20 protein-coding genes are annotated in these 20,109 nt (G+C 39.1%); 15 read left to right on the forward strand and 5 right to left on the reverse strand.

The window, feature by feature from the left end; genetic code table 11:
- The first annotated feature begins 163 nt into the window (after positions 1–163).
- From ACO6HM_RS03920 to ACO6HM_RS03955, 8 genes are all read left to right on the forward strand, one after another.
- On the forward strand, positions 164–1,003 hold the full coding sequence (locus ACO6HM_RS03920; protein WP_485389867.1) for an ABC transporter ATP-binding protein: 840 nt from the start codon (positions 164–166) through the stop codon (positions 1,001–1,003).
- The gene (locus tag ACO6HM_RS03925) at positions 981–3,170 is read left to right on the forward strand and encodes a COG1361 S-layer family protein (RefSeq protein WP_485389868.1); all 2,190 of its coding nucleotides are present in this window, start codon (positions 981–983) and stop codon (positions 3,168–3,170) included. The genes ACO6HM_RS03920 and ACO6HM_RS03925 overlap by 23 nt, the downstream gene beginning before the upstream one ends.
- 23 nt (positions 3,171–3,193) lie before the next feature.
- The gene (locus ACO6HM_RS03930) at positions 3,194–3,781 is read left to right on the forward strand and encodes a hypothetical protein (protein WP_485389869.1); all 588 of its coding nucleotides are present in this window, start codon (positions 3,194–3,196) and stop codon (positions 3,779–3,781) included.
- On the forward strand, positions 3,771–5,123 hold the full coding sequence (locus ACO6HM_RS03935; protein WP_485389870.1) for an ABC transporter permease: 1,353 nt from the start codon (positions 3,771–3,773) through the stop codon (positions 5,121–5,123). Before ACO6HM_RS03930 ends, ACO6HM_RS03935 begins: the two co-directional genes overlap by 11 nt.
- A gap of 321 nt (positions 5,124–5,444) precedes the next feature.
- The gene (locus tag ACO6HM_RS03940; protein WP_485389871.1) at positions 5,445–5,810 is read left to right on the forward strand and encodes a PadR family transcriptional regulator; all 366 of its coding nucleotides are present in this window, start codon (positions 5,445–5,447) and stop codon (positions 5,808–5,810) included.
- The gene (locus ACO6HM_RS03945; RefSeq protein ID WP_485389872.1) at positions 5,810–7,084 is read left to right on the forward strand and encodes a DUF4097 family beta strand repeat-containing protein; all 1,275 of its coding nucleotides are present in this window, start codon (positions 5,810–5,812) and stop codon (positions 7,082–7,084) included. Before ACO6HM_RS03940 ends, ACO6HM_RS03945 begins: the two co-directional genes overlap by 1 nt.
- A 160-nt stretch (positions 7,085–7,244) precedes the next feature.
- Positions 7,245–7,808: an alkyl hydroperoxide reductase subunit C gene (gene ahpC, locus ACO6HM_RS03950; protein WP_485389873.1), complete on the forward strand. Its 564-nt coding sequence runs from the start codon at positions 7,245–7,247 to the stop codon at positions 7,806–7,808.
- A gap of 377 nt (positions 7,809–8,185) precedes the next feature.
- On the forward strand, positions 8,186–9,823 hold the full coding sequence (locus ACO6HM_RS03955; protein ID WP_485389874.1) for an FAD-dependent oxidoreductase: 1,638 nt from the start codon (positions 8,186–8,188) through the stop codon (positions 9,821–9,823).
- 170 nt (positions 9,824–9,993) lie between these two features.
- On the opposite strand, the gene ACO6HM_RS03960 is transcribed toward ACO6HM_RS03955, so the two are convergent.
- From ACO6HM_RS03960 to ACO6HM_RS03975, 4 genes are all read right to left on the reverse strand, one after another.
- On the reverse strand, positions 9,994–10,170 hold the full coding sequence (locus tag ACO6HM_RS03960; RefSeq protein ID WP_208427821.1) for a hypothetical protein: 177 nt from the start codon (positions 10,168–10,170) through the stop codon (positions 9,994–9,996).
- Between the two features lie 174 nt (positions 10,171–10,344).
- Entirely contained in the window at positions 10,345–11,685 is a 1,341-nt protein-coding gene (locus ACO6HM_RS03965) for a DUF4153 domain-containing protein (RefSeq protein ID WP_485389875.1), read from the reverse strand.
- On the reverse strand, positions 11,678–11,896 hold the full coding sequence (locus tag ACO6HM_RS03970) for a helix-turn-helix domain-containing protein (RefSeq protein WP_208427824.1): 219 nt from the start codon (positions 11,894–11,896) through the stop codon (positions 11,678–11,680). The genes ACO6HM_RS03965 and ACO6HM_RS03970 overlap by 8 nt, the downstream gene beginning before the upstream one ends.
- A 12-nt stretch (positions 11,897–11,908) precedes the next feature.
- Positions 11,909–12,388: a DUF2975 domain-containing protein gene (locus tag ACO6HM_RS03975; protein ID WP_485389876.1), complete on the reverse strand. Its 480-nt coding sequence runs from the start codon at positions 12,386–12,388 to the stop codon at positions 11,909–11,911.
- 329 nt (positions 12,389–12,717) lie between these two features.
- Between ACO6HM_RS03975 and ACO6HM_RS03980 the strand changes: the two genes are divergently transcribed.
- From ACO6HM_RS03980 to ACO6HM_RS03990, 3 genes are all read left to right on the forward strand, one after another.
- Positions 12,718–13,164 (forward strand): signal peptidase II, encoded by a 447-nt coding sequence (locus ACO6HM_RS03980; protein ID WP_485389877.1) that lies wholly within the window; start codon positions 12,718–12,720, stop codon positions 13,162–13,164.
- Positions 13,165–13,673: 509 nt separating this feature from the next.
- On the forward strand, positions 13,674–15,032 hold the full coding sequence (locus tag ACO6HM_RS03985; RefSeq protein ID WP_485389878.1) for an ATP-binding protein: 1,359 nt from the start codon (positions 13,674–13,676) through the stop codon (positions 15,030–15,032).
- A gap of 208 nt (positions 15,033–15,240) precedes the next feature.
- A complete protein-coding gene (locus ACO6HM_RS03990; RefSeq protein ID WP_485389879.1) occupies positions 15,241–15,657 on the forward strand; it encodes a pyridoxamine 5'-phosphate oxidase family protein in 417 nt (138 codons plus the stop codon).
- Between the two features lie 293 nt (positions 15,658–15,950).
- Here ACO6HM_RS03990 and ACO6HM_RS03995 read toward each other — a convergent pair whose 3' ends face one another.
- Positions 15,951–17,147 (reverse strand): pyridoxal phosphate-dependent aminotransferase, encoded by a 1,197-nt coding sequence (locus ACO6HM_RS03995; RefSeq protein WP_485389880.1) that lies wholly within the window; start codon positions 17,145–17,147, stop codon positions 15,951–15,953.
- 158 nt (positions 17,148–17,305) lie between these two features.
- Here ACO6HM_RS03995 and ACO6HM_RS04000 point away from each other — a divergent pair, with 158 nt between their 5' ends.
- The 4 genes from ACO6HM_RS04000 (at position 17,306) to ACO6HM_RS04015 (ending at position 20,046) form a co-directional block, all read left to right on the forward strand.
- Positions 17,306–17,704 (forward strand): response regulator, encoded by a 399-nt coding sequence (locus ACO6HM_RS04000; RefSeq protein WP_485389881.1) that lies wholly within the window; start codon positions 17,306–17,308, stop codon positions 17,702–17,704.
- Positions 17,705–17,706: 2 nt separating this feature from the next.
- Positions 17,707–18,387: a hypothetical protein gene (locus ACO6HM_RS04005; protein WP_485389882.1), complete on the forward strand. Its 681-nt coding sequence runs from the start codon at positions 17,707–17,709 to the stop codon at positions 18,385–18,387.
- Between the two features lie 119 nt (positions 18,388–18,506).
- Positions 18,507–19,481 carry a GDSL-type esterase/lipase family protein gene (locus tag ACO6HM_RS04010; RefSeq protein WP_485389883.1) on the forward strand — a complete coding sequence of 325 codons (975 nt, stop codon included), beginning with the start codon at positions 18,507–18,509 and terminating at the stop codon, positions 19,479–19,481.
- Positions 19,482–19,497: 16 nt separating this feature from the next.
- Positions 19,498–20,046 carry a DUF4358 domain-containing protein gene (locus ACO6HM_RS04015; RefSeq protein WP_485389884.1) on the forward strand — a complete coding sequence of 183 codons (549 nt, stop codon included), beginning with the start codon at positions 19,498–19,500 and terminating at the stop codon, positions 20,044–20,046.
- Positions 20,047–20,109 lie beyond the last annotated feature (63 nt).

Genomic DNA, 20,109 nt, shown 5'->3' on the forward strand with positions numbered 1-20,109 from the left:
TTTTTTAGAACCAATTGTAAGGATAATTTAATAAAAAAGATACTCATGGCTTAAAAAATGGGTGTTATACTACGGGTATATGTAGCAAAGTAGTTAAATATAGGTATCAAGCGAGTTTGATACACGTATTAAAAGTATAGGAAAAAGAAAATCTGGTAAAATTATGGGAAAAATCATCGAATTGAAAAATGTGAAGAAAGTATATCACATGGGAAATGAGAGGATTAAGGCGGTAAATGGAGTCAGCTTTGAGATAAACAAAGGAGAGTTTTGTTGTCTCCTTGGTACCTCAGGCTCAGGAAAATCCACACTGCTTAACCTGATGGCGGGCATAGAAAAGGCGTCATCCGGTGAAATCCTCTTAAAAGGCTATGATATAAGGCATATGAGTGAGAAAAATCTAGCCGACTTCAGGCAGCATTATCTGGGATTTGTATTTCAGGCATACAACCTCATTGGTTCTATGAATGCTGTTGAAAATGTGGAATTGCCTCTTGTATTTAAGAGGGTGGATGCAAAGACCAGAAAAAGGCTTGCTGAGCAGATGCTAAAGCAGGTTGGACTTGGAAGCAGGCTTACTCACAAACCAAAGGAAATGAGTGGTGGTCAGCAGCAAAGAGTAGGTATTGCAAGAGCCTTTGTTGCAAAGCCCGAAATTGTATTTGCGGATGAACCCACAGGAAACCTTGATACCAAGACTACTATGGAGGTTATGGAGCTTATACACGCGATGGCAAGAAGAAACAGGCAGACCATTGTTATGGTAACTCACGATCCGAGACTTGCGAGCTACGGAGATAAGATAATCCACATTCTAGATGGAAACATTCAAAATGTTGAAGTGATTAAAACGGCTGAACAGATTGAAGAAGAGAGCAGGATAGAGATAGAGAAGTTTAAGGAACTTCAAAAGGAACAAAAGAAGGCAAGGGAAGAAAAACTTGCTAAACTAATGGGTAAAAAGACGGAGGAAATAAAAGATGAAGCCAACAAAGATAATTAAAAAAGGTGCAGCACTAGTCCTTGCGGCAGCCATGATACTTACCGGGGCTACAGGCTTTTCCGGAGGCATGAGTGTTGTGGAGGCATCAGAGATTGATTTTAACAACCTAAAGCCTTTAGTGCCAAAGGCGGTACTGGCAGATGTACTTAGGCCTTACAACGTAAAGCCCGGTGATGTGGTAAATGTTACCATACCTGTCAAGGCTTCAAACTACAATATAAGAAAGCCTGTGGTAAATGTTGACCTAAGCAAGACTCCGGGCTTTTCCCTTGCTTCAGATGTAACCATAACAGATGATAAGGGCAATAAGGTTGAAAGCATATTTGTAAGCAATACAGCCTATGTTAAGTTTGCGGTAAAGATTCCGCTTAATGCAAAGAAGGGCAGATATAATGACATCCCTGTTACCTTTATTACAACAGATAGTTACGACAACTATCAGGAAGTGGCTCTAGAGCAGTCAAGTAAGCTTACCTTCGTTGTTGACAGCCAGAAGAAGAATGCTAAGCTTTCCCTTTTTGACTCAGACTATCCAAGGAATGTAAGGGATAACGATGATGTAAACATTAAGCTTACCTTCCATAATGACGGAGAACTTAACGCAGATAATGTAACCGTAAGCCTTTCGGGATATGAGAGCACTCTTATACCTAACGACCAGCCTACAGCTAATATAGGGACCATTAAGGGTGGTGAGGATGGAACTGTTGATTTTGATTTTGATGCAATAGAGAATCTTGCTGCAGGAGTTACAAAGATAGACGTAACCGTAAAATACGATAACTCAGACGGCACAGCGGCAGATCCTCAGACCTTTACACTGTCTATGCAGACTATACCTAAGAAGACTGAAGCTGAGAAGCTTGAGGTAAGGCCTGTACTTCAGGTAACAAGTGTCAACTATCCTCATTATACTGTGAATGTAGGAGACCATTTTGATGTGGTTTATGAGTTTAAGAACATCGGTAAGGTTGACGCCAAGAATATAGTTGTGGATACAACAGGATATTCAGAGGCAGGCTTCAAGCCTGCTACAGCCTATGATAAATACAGACTTGCTTCACTTAAGGCAGGTGGGGTATTTAGAATCAGAAGAAGCTTTACGGCTATAGAGACAATTACAGACGGAATGAAGCCTATTACCGTAAACTACTCATATTATTCTGTTAAGGATAAGACTCTTGCAGCCCAGATTACTGATACAATGAGTATCTACATCGATACGAAGGGCAAGGAAGATTCAGGCGAAGTAGACAACAGTATGCCTAGACTTACCGTATCCAAGTATAGTACAGGTAAGGGTAAGATAAAGGCGGGAAAAGAATTTGTTTTCACCTTCGATGTGAAGAACCCACATCCTACAGCATCAGCAGACAACATAGTTGTTACCATATCATCAGCTGATAACAGCTTTGCTATAGTTGAAGGTAGTGCAAGTATGTTCATCAATTCCCTTAAGGCAGGGCAGAGTGAGACCTTAAGCATACCTCTTAAAGCAAAGGGAGATATAGCAACAAACGGATACGACCTTACAATTACCTTTGATTATGAATACCTAACCAAGGATGTTGCAAATAAAAACGCACTTATAAAGAAGCAGAATAAGATTGAAGAGAAGTTAAAGCTTCAGGTATACTCTGATGACAGGCCTATGGTCGCCAATATTTCGGTAGGTGCGGGAGATACGCCTGTGCTTAACGAAGCAACATCACTTTCATTTGACTTTAACAACATGGGTAAGTCTGTACTCTACAACGTGACTGCTAAGGTTAAGGGAGATTTTAAGTCTACAAACGAAGTCCTTATTATCGGTAATGTAAATGCCGGCGAGGGAAGATCCTGGTCTATGGATGTAACCCCTCAGGTGGATGGAATGGGAAAAGGAGTACTTACCATATCTTACGAGGATAGTAATGGCAATGTAAATTCCTATGATACAAATTTTGAAAGTATGGTAAGTGCCACAAACCCTGACGAAACTCCTGATACTCCTATTGACCAGTTGCCGGTTAACGAAGGACCAAAGGAGATAATTCCTCTTTGGGCTTTCATATGCGGGAATGTGATTATATTCATTGTCGGAGCATTGGTAGCAAGAAATGTTGCAATAAAGAAGTACAAGAAGAAAAAGATAGATGAAGCAATGCGTGAAGATGAAGAGTTATAATATAGGAAATTGAGGTGATTATATTGAGCGAGAATTTATTTATATTAAACGGAGTACTTACAGCTACTGCCGGTAGCGCAGCTACAGCTGAGCCACTTCCTGAAGCAAATGTGGATGCAAACGGCAAGGTTACAGTTGTGCAGCCGGGGGGAACAGGTAATGCTACATCTGCAACTGACAATACGCAGACAGACGCAGGAACCACGGCAGGTGATACAACAACTTCAGCAGGAGGTTCGACGGGCGCTTCACAGACAGGGATGACTTCAGGGACAGGAACTGAAACAGCTGGCTCCGCGGCTTCACAGACTTCTGGAAATACAGCGGTTGAAAGCGGTAATGAGGCAACAGGAGCCGATACCGGTATGGAGGGCGGAGACGTTGGCAATATGACTGGAGAAGCCGGTATGACCGGTGGTGGAGATGCTGCCATGGACGGTGCAGGCGGTATGGATGGCATGGGCACTGAAACAGGAGCCTCCTTCTCCGTGACAGAGAGTGTGCCCGCCATGATAGGTATAACTGCGGGAGTGCTTGCACTTTCTATATTAGCGGGAATAGTCCTTGCTAAGTTAAAGATAAAAAAGGGTATTAATTTATATGAAGATTAGTGATCTTATGAAGATGGGCCTTAGGAATCTGGGAAGAAGAAAGGCCAGAACTGCACTTACAGTTGTCGGCATTGTCATAGGAACCATATCTATAGTTGTAATGATATCCATCGGTATAGGCATGAACCAGAGCTTTAGAGAGAATCTTATGCAGTATGGAAGCTTTACCGTTATAAATATGGAAAAGAACCAGGTAAGCATTGATGACAAAGGAAACTACTCTGAAAAGAAGCAGAAGTTAGATGACAAGCTGATAGCAAAGCTAAGAGAGATTCCTCATGTAAAGACAGTGTCGCCAGTTATTACTTTTGCAGCAAAGCTAAAGTATGGAGTATATGAAAACACTGTTCAGGTTAATGTAATGGATTCGGACTCTTTTGAAGCCCTTGAATTTCCTAAGCTAAAAGACAACAAGACATATAAGAAAAGTACCAATAGAGCTAAAATCAAGCTTTGGGTAGGAGCAGAAGGCTTCCAGGGATTTTACAATCCCAATTCAACGTCATTCCAGCCAAAGACAGTTGATCCTCTAAAGGACAGGGTTACTCTTACTATAAATGAGGAGGAGTCTCTTCCTCGTGATGACAAAGGAAACCTAAAGATTCAGCTTAAGGACTATGCTACAGACCTTGCGGTATTTGACACGGAAGGCTACAGTGAATACTCTTTCGGTGTATATATGGATATGGGGCAGTTCTTAGAGATATATAAGGATTTTGTAAAACAGCTCCCTGCTGACAAGAGGAGGATAGCTGAAAAGAAGCTTAAAGAGTATGGCGGCATTAAGATAAATGCAGACAGTGTAGAGAATGTTCAGGATATTCAGGATACCATTAAGGAAATGGGCTATAAGTCAAGCAGTATGTCAGACTATACCCAGCAGATTGAAAACTTCTCAAAGACCATTCAGATGGTACTGGGCGGTGTAGGAGCCATATCTATGCTTGTTGCGGCGATATCTATTGCTAATACCATGATAATGTCCATCTATGAGCGTACCAAGGAAATTGGTGTAATGAAGGTACTTGGCTGCCAAATAGTTGACATCAAAAAGCTTTTCCTTTTTGAGGCTGCCATGATGGGACTAATCGGAGGCGTGATTGGAATAACGCTTAGCTACGGAGCTTCTTACCTGTTAAATACCTTTGGCGGAGCCTTAGGCAGTGCACTTAACATGATGGGCGGCGGTGATGAAGGCGCGGGTGGAAAACTTTCTGTTATCCCACTCTGGTTGCCATTACTTGCTTCAGGTTTTGCTATTTTAATAGGTATCATATCAGGATATTATCCTGCAAGCAGGGCTACTAAGATATCTGCTATAGAGGCAATGAAGAATGAGTAACTTTATTGGTTAAGAAGATATTGGTGTCAAATACTTTTGACACCCACATCATTTAATATCAGATTTGTATGCTAAAACTTCCTTTGGAGAATGAAACTCTGAAGGAAGTTTTTTTGATAGGAAATAGCTCCAAAATTCTCTATCAAACAAAAATTCTCCTATCGGAAAATATCTAGAAATCTTCTCTAATAAAACTTTCCTAAGTAACGAACTGTAGCTTAGAGAAAGTGAATTTTAATTGACAAACGATATTATATATTATATAATATACTATTATAACCAATAAATAAGGAGACAATTATTTATAGAAAGGAGATAACTATGACTTTTCAGGTAACTGCTCCACTGCTGGACGCCTGTGTGCTGGGTATATTGGAAAAGGAAGACTTCTATGGATATACACTTACACAGAAGGTGCAGGAAGTAATAGATATATCTGAATCCACTCTTTATCCGGTACTTAGAAGGCTTCAGAAAGAAGGAGAGCTTGCAACTTATGACAGTCCCGTACAGGGACGAAACCGCAGGTACTATAGGATAACAACGGAGGGGAAGGAAAAGCTTAAGTTCTACAAGAAGGAGTGGAAGTCCTATAAAGACGGGATAGACAGACTTCTAAGAGGAAAGCTTAATGTTGATTTTTCATTTTCAGTAAATATCAATAATGGCAAGGGGGACAAAGAGTAATGAATAAGAATGAATTTATGGAAAGCCTGAAAGCAAAGCTTGCCGGAATTAACCCTGAGGACAGGGAAGATGCCATCAATTACTATTGGGAATATTTTGAAGAGGCAGGCTTTGGAGAGGAAAGTGACGTAACTAGAAGTGTAGGCAACCCAGAAGATGTGGCAGCAAAGATAATAGGGGCATCTGCATATATGAAAGAAGACCAGGAAGTTAATGAAAAAGCTGAAAAAGCAGATAGTATAATAAAAGAAGATATTCCCCCAAAAGAGGCTTCAAGCACAAAGGATGACAATTCATCTTTTGCTGGCGCAGACTTTTCAAAGTCAGATGATGCCGATTCTTTTAAGAGTGATGCCAAAGTTGTATGTGAAAGTACAGCGGTGGAGCTATATAAGGATATTACACCAGATGCCTTTGATTCCATAGAGATAGATGTATCCTCCCTAGATATAATCATAAGAACAGGAGATGAGTTTGGCATATATCTTAATTGCAAGGAAACGGATCCTATCATCAAAAAAGAAGGCAATAGCCTGATTATAAGGGATAAGCGCAAATCAAAGGTATTTGAGTTTAATTTTAACTTCAATATATTTAACAAGAAAAAAGAGTTTGTTGAAATAGCAATCCCAAGAGATAAGAAGCTTTCAGAAGTGCGTGGTTCAACTGACATGGGTAAGTTATCTCTCTTTGCAATATCAGCTGATTACCTTAGGCTGGAAACCAATCTTGGCTCGCTTGAAGTCGTTGGTGTGACTACATCGGAGGCAAAAGTAAAGGCTGATATGGGACATGTTTCGGTTAAAGACGGAGATATAAAAAGGCTGATTGTAGACAGCTCTACAGGGGCGGTAAATGTGAACTGCTTAGAAAGTGAGTTTGCAGATATTTCCACAGATACAGGCTATATTTCTTCAGAGGATGTAAAGAGCAAAGACTTAAAGCTTAAATCAGCTACAGGCTATATAAAAGTTAAAAATGCCAAGGCTGAAAGACTGACAGCGAGAACCGATACGGGACTTGTAAAGCTTGATGGTGTGGATGCAGACTTCATAGACACAGGAAGTAATACAGGAAGCGTAAATGTTAGACTTTCAGGAACAAGGGATGATTATAGCCTTGACCTCACCAATGACCTTGGAGTCATAGTGGTAGACGGAATTAATAACGGAAGAGGAATCTTTAATAATAGCTTCAGAGAAGTTAGAGGAAGCAGGCAGTTAAGAGCTGATGTAGACACAGGAAAGATAAATGTTGACTTCTTTGGCAGATAATAAAAAAGATTCTCAATAAGTTTACGAAAAAAGTTTAAAATATCATTTGACAATTGTTCTCATTTATGGTATATTGTATATTATAATATTGTACGCAATCAAATCATTAAAAAGTAGTCGTACACTATAATTAACTCACAATTGAAAGGAGATTTTGAACATGTCATTAATTAACAAAGAAGTATCAGATTTTACAGTACAGGCTTTTGAGAATAATAACTTTAAAGAGGTAAGCAAGAAGGACATCTTAGGAAAGTGGAGCGTATTCTTCTTCTACCCAGCTGATTTTACATTTGTTTGCCCAACAGAGCTTGAGGACCTTCAGAATCTTTATCCAAAGTTTAAGGAAGTTGGCTGTGATATCTACAGCGTATCTACAGATACTCACTTCGTACACAAGGCATGGCATGACAGCTCAGAGAGAATTTCTAAGCTTACATATACAATGCTTGCAGATCCTACACACGTACTTTCAAAGGATTTTGAGGTATATATTGAGGAGAACGGTCTTGCTGAGAGAGGAACCTTCGTAGTTAACCCTGAAGGAAAGATTGTTGCTTACGAAGTAAATGCAGGTAACGTAGGACGTAATGCAGATGAGCTTTTCAGAAAGGTTCAGGCTCTTCAGTTCGTACACGAGCACGGCGATGAAGTTTGCCCAGCTAAGTGGACTCCAGGTGCAGAGACATTGAAGCCAAGCCTTGACCTTGTAGGACAGCTTTAATTCTAAGCATAGACTCTGAGGATTGTGATAAGTAAGCTCCAGTCCTATTCAAGTGTGTGACATATAATTTTGTCGCATACGAGTGTAATAAATGGTAATAATCAGGCTGTCGTATTAAGCGTACACTGCGAGATGTGGTGGCGAGATACGACAGCCTTTTATAGCGTAATGTACATTTGCCTGGTTTATCTTCGCCCTGCAAAAATATTCGCAATCTGCTTATTATTGCTAAAAAATAGCTGACTACGCTAGGTTTATGCTTTTGCCAGTTGCATTACAAAAAAACGGATTTTGATATTGAGATTTTTAGATAAAAAGGTTAGAATAGAAGAGATAGAGACAACTAACCAGATTTAATTATATAAAGAGGAGGATACATGGATAACAAGAACTTATATGATGTTGCAATCATCGGCGGCGGCCCGGCAGGACTCACTGCGGCTCTTTACCTTGCAAGAGCCTGCTATAGGGTAATAGTGCTTGAAAAGGAGAAATTTGGTGGACAGATTACCATTACTTCTGAGGTGGTAAACTATCCCGGCATTGAAATCACAGATGGAAAGACACTTACCGAGAAAATGCGTGTACAGGCACAGAACTTTGGAGCAGAGTTCAAGCTTGCCGAGGTAACATCTATAAATATGGATAATGATGTAAAGGAGATAGAAACCACAAAGGGCAAGATTCAGTGTCTTGGCGTACTTCTTGCTACAGGTGCTCACCCTAGGATGATTGGCTTTGAGGGAGAGGCAGAATACAAAGGTCATGGCGTGGCTTATTGTGCTACCTGTGACGGTGAGTTCTTTACAGGAAAGGACATCTTTGTAATAGGCGGTGGATTTGCGGCTGCGGAGGAAAGTGTATTCCTTACAAAGTACGCAAAGCATGTCACCATTCTCGTAAGGGAAGAGGACTTTACCTGTGCCAAGGCTACAGCAGATGAGACCAAGGCCAATAAGGATATAACCGTACTTTACAACAAAGAGGTTGTAAGGGTTGAGGGTGACGGAGTACTTAGAAGCATTACCTGGAAGGATTTGGTTTCAGGAGAAGAGACCACCCACAAGGTAGAAGATGATACCTTCGGTGTGTTTGTATTTGCAGGCTATGAACCTGAAACAAGCCTTGTAAAGGGACTTGCAGAGATTGATGAAAGAGGCTACATAATTACAGATAAATCTCAGATGACGACAAGAGAGGGACTTTTTGCAGCGGGAGATGTGTGTATCAAGCCTCTTAGACAGGTAGTAACTGCAGTTGGCGATGGAGCTCTTGCAGCTACCGAGCTTGAAAAATATGTAGTTAAGATGCATAAGAAGACAGGACTTGTGCCAGAGCAACCAGTAAGAGAGGGCAGTGCAAGCAATCACAATATCACTCCTGCAAGTATAAAGCCAGCCGCAGAGGACAATGGCAATGCACTCTTTACTTCAGATATGCTTGCTCAGTTAAATGCTGTATTTGGCAAAATGGAGAGCAAACTTGTGCTTAGTCTCGGGCTTGATAGCAGAGATTCATCAAATGAGCTGAAGCACTATATGGAGGAGCTTGTAAAACTTACAGATAAGCTAAGCGTAAGGCTTGAGGAAAATGTAGATGAAAAAGAAGCCCCTTATGTGAAGGTGTGCAGAGAGGATGGCAGTTACTCAGGACTTGCATTCCACGGTATACCTGGAGGACATGAGTTTACATCCTTCATCTTAGGTCTTTACAATGTGGCTGGACCGGGACAGCAGATAGAGGATGACATCAAGTCTAAGATAGAGGCAGTTGACAAGGAGACAAAGATTAGGCTCTTGGTTAGCCTTACCTGTACCATGTGTCCTGACCTTGTTGTTGCGGCTCAGAGAATTGCTTCTCTTAACCCTAAGGTAAGTACAGAGGTATATGATCTAAACCACTTCCCTGACCTTCGTGACAAATATCAGATTATGAGTGTGCCTTGCATGGTAATAGATGATGGCAAGCCTAATTTCGGTAAGAAGGACATAAGTCAGGTGCTGGATTTAATTTAAATATGCAAGTGTCAAAAGTATAAAAATTCGATTGGTGCTTGTTTGCAAGAGAATTTATTATCTCTTGGCACCTACATCATATAATTAATAAGTTTTAAAACATAAACTCCGTAAATCTTATATAATAGCATAAGGTTTACGGAGTGTACTTTTTAGAGGAAATTTAACATTTATTTCTTCTTTTTATTCCCCATTGAATAGGCATTTAGTATTAAGATACCGCCTATACCTATGAAGGCTGCGTACTGATTGTTGTTACCCTTGTAATACATATAGCCTGCAAATATCAGGATGATGGCACCTGCAATCAGCTTTATGTAAAAAGGCGAAAATTTCTTAGGCTTCATAATCCCTCCCCAAAGTGTTTTAAGATATTATAGTGCTTTTTTGCAGGAAGGTAAAGAGTGAAGTGAATGAAGTTTGGTGTGAAGTTTCGTGTGAAGTGGAGTGAAGTTTCGTGTGAAGTGGAGTGAAGTTTCGTGTGAGGTTAGGCAGGTCTTATCACACGAAACTCACTTGTATCAAGGTGAAATATACTCCATGACAGGAGTAATCTCTACTATAGTTCCTTCCGAAAAAGCAAACAGGATGAAGCTTACTATAAATAAGACTGCAATATATCTGATTCCTTCAAACTTCTTATACAGTCTTATAAGCATAAGTATGGCGGCGGTAAACATAACCAGGAGAAACCAGGCAGCTACCAGCCTCCTAGATGTAAAGCCATAGCTTGCCACATATAAGTAAAGCTTGAAATAATCAAGTATGGCAAAGCAGATACCTGTGGAGGCAAAAAGCGTGGCGAAAAACTTCACCCACTTGTCCTTAAATTCTACAAGGCTATCAGGTGCGAAGAAGAAAAATACACCGAAAACCGAGAAATTAAGCACAAGTATCTGGATAAGTTCATAAAAGCCTTTTACTGCAAGCCTTGAAGCCTCGGGAGCAGTAAAAGAATCAGAGCTTATAACCGGAATCATTGTACGAATCTGGAAGATAAAAAATATTATGTAAATGGTACTTAGGGCAGCAAACACTGTAATTACGGCAAACTTTGGTATGTGTCTGTAGTCTGTAAGCCCGTTAACTATATTTTCTTTCTTAAATTCAGGCTCATTTTTGATGGCTGAACCTCCGATAAGCCCCATAAGAAAGGCTCCTACAGGTATGGTAATAATGATTCTTGGCAGCATAGTCATAAAGAAATAGTTGTTAAACAAAGGATCAAATCCCGGCAGCAAGCGGGCAATTCCGCTCATTAAGTGAGCAAATCCGCTGTCTACATCAGAAAGCAGGGAAGAAGCAAATAATACAAGCAACAATGTTGAAGTTATTGTAAGAATTATAGGCAGATGCTTCTTCTTGCTAAACTTAAAGCTATGCCTTTTTATGGCATTTACAAAGACAATCACTCTTAAGCCTAAATTAGAAAAAGGGATGATGATAAAGGCTGAAAGTAAGTCAAAGAATACCATAGGACCGGTCTTAGCTTCTGCTGTCACACCCATCCTCATAATTACATAGTAGGCTGCATTGCAGTGAAGGAAGAGGAGCAAAAATGGCGAGAAGGAGCTTTCGCTTTCAAAAGTCCTCATACACCATAGGATGGAAAGCAGTATAAGGGTTATAAGCCAGAAAATGCTCTCTCTATTTCTTGCTTTATTGTATTTCACAGCGGTAAACTCCGTAATTCCAATGAAGACAAGTGTAAATATAAAAAATCTTAGGTTAAAGTCAAAGCCTCCAATATGAAGAATGATGGAGCGCTCGCCCATGATATCAGGATAAAAATAGGCAAGAACATAGGTAACAAAGGTTAACAGCAGTAAAAATGGTCTATATACAAATTTTTTCTCATTCATTTTCTTCATCCTCCCTGTATTCTATTATGTCGCCCGGTTGGCAGGAAAGTGCCTTGCAAAGCGCCTCAAGAGTAGAAAAGCGGATTGCCTTTGCCTTGTTGTTTTTAAGTATCGAGAGATTGGCGTTGGTAATGTCCACCTTCTCTGCAAGCTCAGAAAGGCCTATATTACGCTTTGCCATCATCACATTTAAGTTAATATGAATTCCCATAATCGTCCTTTCTTATATGGTTAAGTCAAGTTCTTCCTTCATTGCGAGAGCCTGTTCAAAGGCATTTTTAATCACCATCACAATGAGCATCATAAAGAGGGCTGCTAAAGTAAGCACAAGGAAATACTTGTCGTAGAGTACAGTTACAATAATTAGAAGTGAACCTGCTGCAAGACAGCCAAAGCTAATGTACCTTAGCCACTTTATATTCTCGGCGGTAAATACCTGGTCCTTTTCGAGGTTGCTAACCAGCCTGAACATACAAAATAGCGTGCATAGAGCAATTATGCCCAAAACATAGCTTATAAAGGTGATGATATAAAATGACAATTCTTTGCTTATATTTATCCTTGCTCCGCCAGTCATAGCTAAAAATCTTGTTATAAGATAGTTGCCAAAGAACATCATTACTACAGAAATAAGCATAAGTGCGATTATGCAAAACTTGGTTAGAATTATGCTCTTCTTACTGCTTATAAGTGAATCTTTCATACTGCCTCCTTAGGGATAATTGTTATAAGCGGATTATATCAGGGTGGGTATTGAATGTCAATAGAAATTTATCGAAAAACAATAAATTAATAATGATAAACGGTATGGAACCTTGACTGTATTTGAGGGAAACAAAATATAGAACTTTAATAAGCCAAGATATTGTATGTGTTTTAATAAAAGTATGGTCTATGATCGTGGATTCAGGCAAATATCTAAGACTTAGCGAATTTCATTAAAATAATCCGTATAAATCTTGAAAAAAAGCCTGAAATTGCTTATAGTATAAGTAAGAGCAATAATGTAAATCTAGTCACAGGAGGTGTGGTATGTTTTCAATAATTTCGGGAGTAGGGGCATTTTTAGCAGACCAGTTCTTAAAGGGACAGGTTGAAAAGGATAAGATAGAGACTGGAAGGCAGTATTTTGGAGACCTTATTACCATCAAAAAGTCTGTAAATAAGGGACTAATTATGAACAACCTTGAGGAAAAGCCTAGATGGGTGCTTTCTTGGGTGTCTGCAATGTTTGGTATGACTGCTTATATATATCTGCTTACCCTTGGCAAGAAGCATAGAAAGATAAAGAGACTGGGTCTAGCCCTAATGGTAGGTGCAGCAGCCTCCAATCTCTATGACAGAATCACAAAGGGCGGAGTCACTGATTATTTCGTAATCAAGGGAATTCCTAAGATTATCTTCAACCTTTCTGATTTGGTGATTATCCTTGGCGCTGTGATATCGGTGCTTGGTGAGATAGTTGGGAATGATGAGTAAAGGATGTGAAAAAAACAGGTGGAAATCCACCTGTTTTTTTTCGTACACAGGAAGGCGTGTATGTATAATGATTGAATTTTTGAGGTAAATTTGAATTTCTCATTCGGAGCTGATATCATAAATTCTGCAAAAAAAGTAGCAAATAAAGTAGCAAATAAAGTAGCAAATAAAGTAGCAAATAAGAAAAGAATGTCATAGAACGTAGGGGTGGCAATAAAGCCGGTAAGTGAATTATTATAATGCAAAATCGGGGTGAGACTTTGTAAGATAAATTGCACATTACTATCCGGTTTAATGGTAGTCAGAAGAAATCAGATCCTAATCTGCCTTAGTAGTAAGGGTATAACATAAGATAACTGCGCATAATCAAAAAAATCATATAATATTATCTTGCGCATAATCAAAAAGAGCGATATAATATGCGTATAATCAAAGAAATACCACATGATAATTCTGCGTATAATCAAAAGCTAAATATGAGGCTGATTGTGACTGATAAGGAGAACCAAATGATTCTAAAAAGAAAAATCTATAGCAAATTACTGGATTGGAAAAATGGCTGCGGGGGAACAAAAGCGATAATGGTGGAGGGAGCCAGACGTATCGGCAAGTCTACAATTGTAGAAGAATTTGCAAGAAAGGAATATGAGTCATATGTTCTTATAGATTTTGCAAAGAAGGATAAGGTTGTAGAAGAATACTTCAATCAATACCTGAACAAGCTTGATGATTTATTTATGCTGCTTAGTACCTACTATGGGGTTAATCTGGTTACAAGAAAATCTGTGCTGATTTTTGATGAAGTACAGATGTTTCCACAAGCAAGAGCAGCAATAAAGTATCTTGTTGCTGATGGCAGATACGACTATATAGAAACAGGTTCATTGATATCAATTAAGGAAAATGTTAAGGATATAGTAATCCCATCAGAGGAGAGAAGCATTACAATGTATCCGCTTGATTTTGAGGAGTTTGCCTGGGCGCTGGGAGAAGAACAGCTTGTAAATTATATAAACAGCTGTTTTGAAAAGCGGGAACCTTTGGAAAGAGGCATGCATAATAAGGCCATGATGCTTTTTAAGCAGTATATGCTGGTAGGTGGTATGCCAAAACCGGTTATTATTTACTTAGAGAATAAAAAAAATTTCAGCTTAGTGGATGCAGAAAAGCGGGATATTTTGAAGCTGTATCGTAATGATATTATGAAGATTAAGGCACAGTATCGTGGCAAAGTTTTGGCGATTTTTGATCAAATTCCGGGATTATTGTCGCAACATGAGAAGCGTGTAGTGTTCAAAAATATACAGGAAGGCAGTTATGCGGAGCAATATAGTGAAACATTTTTTTGGCTGTCTGACTCTATGATTTCAAACGAGTGTTTTTTGTGTAATGATCCAAATGTTGGTCTCTCGATAAATGAAGAACGAACTTATGTAAAGTGTTATATGGGAGATACAGGACTTTTGCTAAGCCATGCATTTGATGAAAACGAATTATTAGAGAGTGAGGTATATGCGCAGATTCTAAATGATAGGCTCTCTATTAACGAAGGAATGTTATATGAGAATGTAATAGCGCAAATGCTTGTGGCAAATGGACATAAATTATACTTTTATACTCACTATTCACGCGAAAAACACCGTAATGACATAGAAATTGATTTTATTATATCCAATAACAGTAAGCTGAAGTATAAAATGTATCCTATAGAGGTTAAATCAGGGAAAAAATACACCACAGCTTCACTAAATAGATTTAACGAAAAATATAAATCAAGAATAGGTGAGAGTTATATTATCCATACCAGAAATCTTGTAGTGAAAGACGGGATAGTGTGTATACCGGCATATATGACATTCTGTTTATAAAAGTGGGCTAAGTTGACGCTCGCTTAATAATATAAAATAGCACATTGCTATCCAGATTAATAGTGGTCAGAAGACATCTTAAACTAAAGGATATTGAAATTGTGCCGACACTGTCGGCACAATTGAGTAGCTTTAAAGATTTTTCGTGTTGTTGTTATAGTTAGTGTATGATTATAATTGACAATAACAAAAGAGGAGGACTTCTTAAATGAACATAAAAACAGAATTTTTAAAAATCATGGCAGAACAAACAGAAATAGCCTTAGCAACATCTGTAGATAATATTCCTAATGTGAGAATAGTAAATTTTTATTTTGAGCCAGCTGAAAATATACTTTACTTTTCTTCTTTTAAGGGAAACGATAAAATCAAGGAAATAAATTCAAATCCTTATGTGGCATTTACTACAATTCCTCACTCAGGAAATGAACATGTTAAAGCTAAGGGGATGGTTAAAAAAAGTTCCAAAACAATTTTTGATGTTGCTGACCGATTTATTGCTAAAATTCCAGGCTATAAAGATACTATAGAATACGGTGGGGAATCCTTGATTTTATTTGAAGTAAGATTTGAAACTGTTATAGTTACAAAAGATCTAAACACAATTAAAACATTAGAGCTATAATTTGTTTTCTCAAACAAAATAAAATGAGGCATTTCGGGAGGGGAAATTAGAACAAAATACCTTTTATCGCAGTGATATTGAATTTGAGGAAAAAAACTATCAAAGCCCTCTTTTATGGGCTACAGATGGTATTATTCAGACATTTACAAAAGAAAAATGCAGAACATTCCACAAAAATGTGGAGGGATATTTTGGAGAGGGCGACTGTGGAAAGTAGAGAGAAATTATTGGCTGTTGCATTGCAAAGCAGCTAAGCTTATGAGCAATATAAAGAGGTGGGAGCGTCAACCAGGTTAGTTTATATTATCCCTATATCTCTCAGCTAGCCTCCTAAATCCCTCATAAGACCTCTCAATCACCTTAGTATTCACGCAATAAGCTATCCTTGCATATCCCTGGCAGCCAAAGGCGGAGCCTGGAACTAAGAGGATTCTCTCCTTCTTAGCCTGCTCAGCGAAGACCTTATCATCCTCAGGCGTTTTCATAAAGAGGTAGAAAGCACCTTCAGGCTTTATGTAGGAAAAGCCGATTTCGTCAAACATCTTCATAAGTTTATTCCTGTTTTCTTCATACACACTTATATCAGCACCTTCATCCAGACACTCTGCGATAGCAAGCTGCATAAGGGACGGAGCATTTACAAAGCCAAGTATCCTTGTGGCAGTATTTGCGGCAGAGACCATGTCAGAAAAATCTTCAATCTCAGTAGGAATGACGAGGTAGCCTATACGCTCGCCGGGGAGGGAGAGTGACTTGCTGTAAGAGTAGCAGACTATGGTATTTTCATAGTACTTAGTAAGATAAGGCACAGTTACACCGCCGTAGACCAGCTCCCTGTAAGGCTCATCGGAGATAAGAAAGATAGCATGTCCTATTTCTGCGCTCTTTTCTCTAAGTACATTCACTATGCTTCTAATATCCTCCTCAGAATATACTACACCTGTAGGATTGTTAGGAGAATTTATTATTACAGCCTTGGTATTTGGAGTGATAGCCTTTCTAAGCTCGTCTGCATCAGGTCTAAAGCCGCCTTCCGTATTTGGCTTAAGGGCTACAAGCTTTCCGCTGGAGTTATCGGCGTAATGCCTGTATTCGCTAAAATAAGGTGAAAAGGTAATGACCTCATCACCAGGGTTTAATAAGGTCTTAAAAGCCACGTTGAGGCCTCCCGCGGCGCCCACAGTCATTATTATATTCATAAATGAAAAGTTTGTTCCAAATCTCTTGTTAAGTGAGGAGGCTATCTTTTCGCGGACAGCCTCATAGCCTGAATTATTCATATATCCGTGAAGAAAGGTAGGATTCGTCTCATCCACTAAGGACTTGATTACGGTCTTTAGTTTTTCGGGAGGGTAGGAGAAGGGGTTGCCAAGGCTGAAGTCATATACATTTTTACTTCCATACTCCTTAGCCAGTCTTTTACCATCTTCAAACATAGCCCTGATAACAGAGCTTCCTGCGAGTAAACCTTTCATCTTATCTGAAACCATAAGTACCTCACTTTCATAAAATTTTACAACATTTACATAGGATTTCACTAAAAAACCACACTTTCACATTTGACACTAATCTATCATTATGATAACATAAAATTTCAAAAGGTACACATTATTTCTTAACATACAAATATTTATTCTTGGAGGTAAAAATGAAGGTACTTATAGCAGAGGATGATTTCGCGAGTAGGAAGTTCATGCTTAGATTTTTTGAGAAATATGGGGAATGTGATGTAACAGTAGATGGTAAGGAAGCTGTTGAAGCGTATAAGATGGCCATTGAATGCGGTGAGCCTTACGACCTTATTTGTTTGGATATAATGATGCCCGAGATGGACGGACATCAGGCGCTTAAAACTATCAGAAAGATAGAAGAAGAGAGTGGTGTTGCTGAGGATGAGAGAGTTAAGATAGTTATGACTACTGCCCTTAGCGAGACGAGACACGTGACCAAGGCATTTGAAAATGGCTGTACTGCTTACGCTGGAAAGCCTATTAACCAGGATAAGCTTGAGGCTATGCTTAAGAAGTTCAAGCTTATAGAAGAGTAGATATGAAGAAAAACAGTGTTTTGGATGAAGAAGCCTACATCTACAGGCGCCATCCTGAAGAAAGTGAAGGCGAAAAGTGGAAGAAAATGAGCAGAAAGGAAAAGCTTGCTTATTTTAATGACTATTACAGGAATAAGGTGATTATAGGAATAATTGTCCTAGGTTTTATTGCGTCATTTTTGTACACCGTTCTTTCGCCAAAGGCAGATGTTGTCGTTTCTGTTGCTGTAGTAAACGACTACTGGGATGAGAATAAGGTTAATGAGCTTCAAAAGCAACTTATGGATATACTGGGGCTTAGAGAGGGTAAGCAGGAGATTCTTATCGATGACAGCTACTACCTTGATGAGTCAGGCATGGGCAATGCAGTTGCCAATACCCAGAAACTTGTAGCAAAGATTGCCGCAGGCGACATAAATGTAATCATAGCAGACAAGGCCAAATTTGATGACTTTGCCTCAAATGGGACCTTCCTCAAGATATCTGAGGTGATAAAGGATGACGCTTCATATAAGGATAGGCTTACATCAAACGGCTATGGTATCAGTCTTAAGAAAAGCAAGCTTTTAAGCGAAGTCTCCAGCACCAAAGAAGAAATGATTATAGGTATTGTAGCCAATGCAGACAAAGAAGATTACGAATATATATCAAAAATGGTTAATTATATTTTACAAAAATCTTAAAAAACAAAAATTAAGTGAAATACGCTTGACAATTGATATTGACAAACTTATACTCATTTTGCTGAGTGCTAAAAGTGCTTAGCTGTTGCAGATAAAATGTGATTTGAAATGAGGTAGGAATGAGCGGTAATTCATACAGAAACAACAGAAATGCATATAGAAGAAAAAGAAGAAACGAGAACAGAGGCCTGGTTGCCGTAGTTGTTGTTACGATTATGGCCGCAGGTATAATGGGAGCGTACGGATTTATAAGTCTTTTTACCGGAGATAGTGGGAATAATCCTAAAAGTGTGGCTGCTACAGGCTCTGCCGCAAATGTAGCTGAGAATGGAAGCTCCTCTTCTGCTAATGCCTTGGCGAGCAGCACCACAGCTTCAAGTCAGACGTCCTCCAATGCGTCAAACGGTGATGTTAGAAAAGAAAACAAAGATACAAAGACTACCCCATCCAAGACAGATAAAAAGGAGAAAACAGAGGAAAAGACCGATATCAAAAAGCTTGTTACTGCGTCTAAGGAAGCAGAGGAAGACTACTACAAGGATACGGTTTTTATTGGAGACTCAAGGACACAGGGGCTTCAGATAAATGCAGGTCTTACAAGCCCTGACTTCTTTGCGGGAAGAGGTTTAAATGTTAAGAATGCCCGTACCGAAAAGGTTGTAAAGAATGCAGCAGGTAAGGCAGTGACCGTGATTGATGCCTTAAAGGATAAGCAGTACAAAAAGGTATACATTTGCTTTGGTATAAATGAACTGGGATGGCCATATACCAATATCTTTGCAGATGAGTATCAAAAGACCATAGATGCAATTAAGAAAATCCAGCCAAATGCTGAGGTTGTAGTTCAGGGTATCTTACCTGTAACCGAGAAGAAGTCTAAGTCAGATAAGATATTCAATATGAAGAATGTGAAGAAGTTTAATAAGGTAATCAAGAAGATGGCTGAGGATAATGGGGAAACCTATGTGGACAATTCTCCTGCTGTAGCCAACGACAAAGGATACCTTCCAAGTGATGTAACTCCTGACGGAATACATATGAATAGGGAATATTGCAAGAGAATACTTGCTTATATCGTAAATATGAATTATTAAGAATGAGGTTAAGAAGATGAGAAAAACAACAAGCAAAATCAAAATGTTAGCTGCACTTTCCATAGTAACACTTACAGCTTCTGCTGTACTCTATGGTTGCGGAGGAAGCGGCGATGCAAAGAAGACAAGTTCTGCTGCAAGTACTGCACAGGCTTCATCAGCAAAGAGCAGTCAGGCTGCTGTTGACGTAACAAAGGTAGCTGACAGACTTCTAAATGAAATAAAGTATGATGATAAGCTTGCTGAGCCTGAAGCTGAGACAATTGATATCATTTATCCGGGACTTCCACAGGATAAGATAAAGGCTATGAAGATATATGTATCAAGTTCAGGTGGTACTGCTGAAGAGATAGCTGCTTTTGAGGCAAATGATGAAGAGGCCGCTAAGGAGATTGAGACTAAGCTTAATGAAAGAGTTGAAACTCAGAAGGCAAGCTTTAAGAACTATGTACCTGAAGAGCTTAAGCGTCTTGAGAATGCCTTTGTTATCCGCAAAGGAAACTATGTTTATCTTTCAGTATCAGCCGATCCTGACAAGGCAAAGAGCATCATAGAAGAAAATTAAACCCAAAATTTGTGGGGCAGGTTCGTGACGAAAGGAGCGTTCCTGTCCTCATTATTATATATT

The sequence above is a fragment of the Catonella sp. genome, assembly GCF_057250765.1.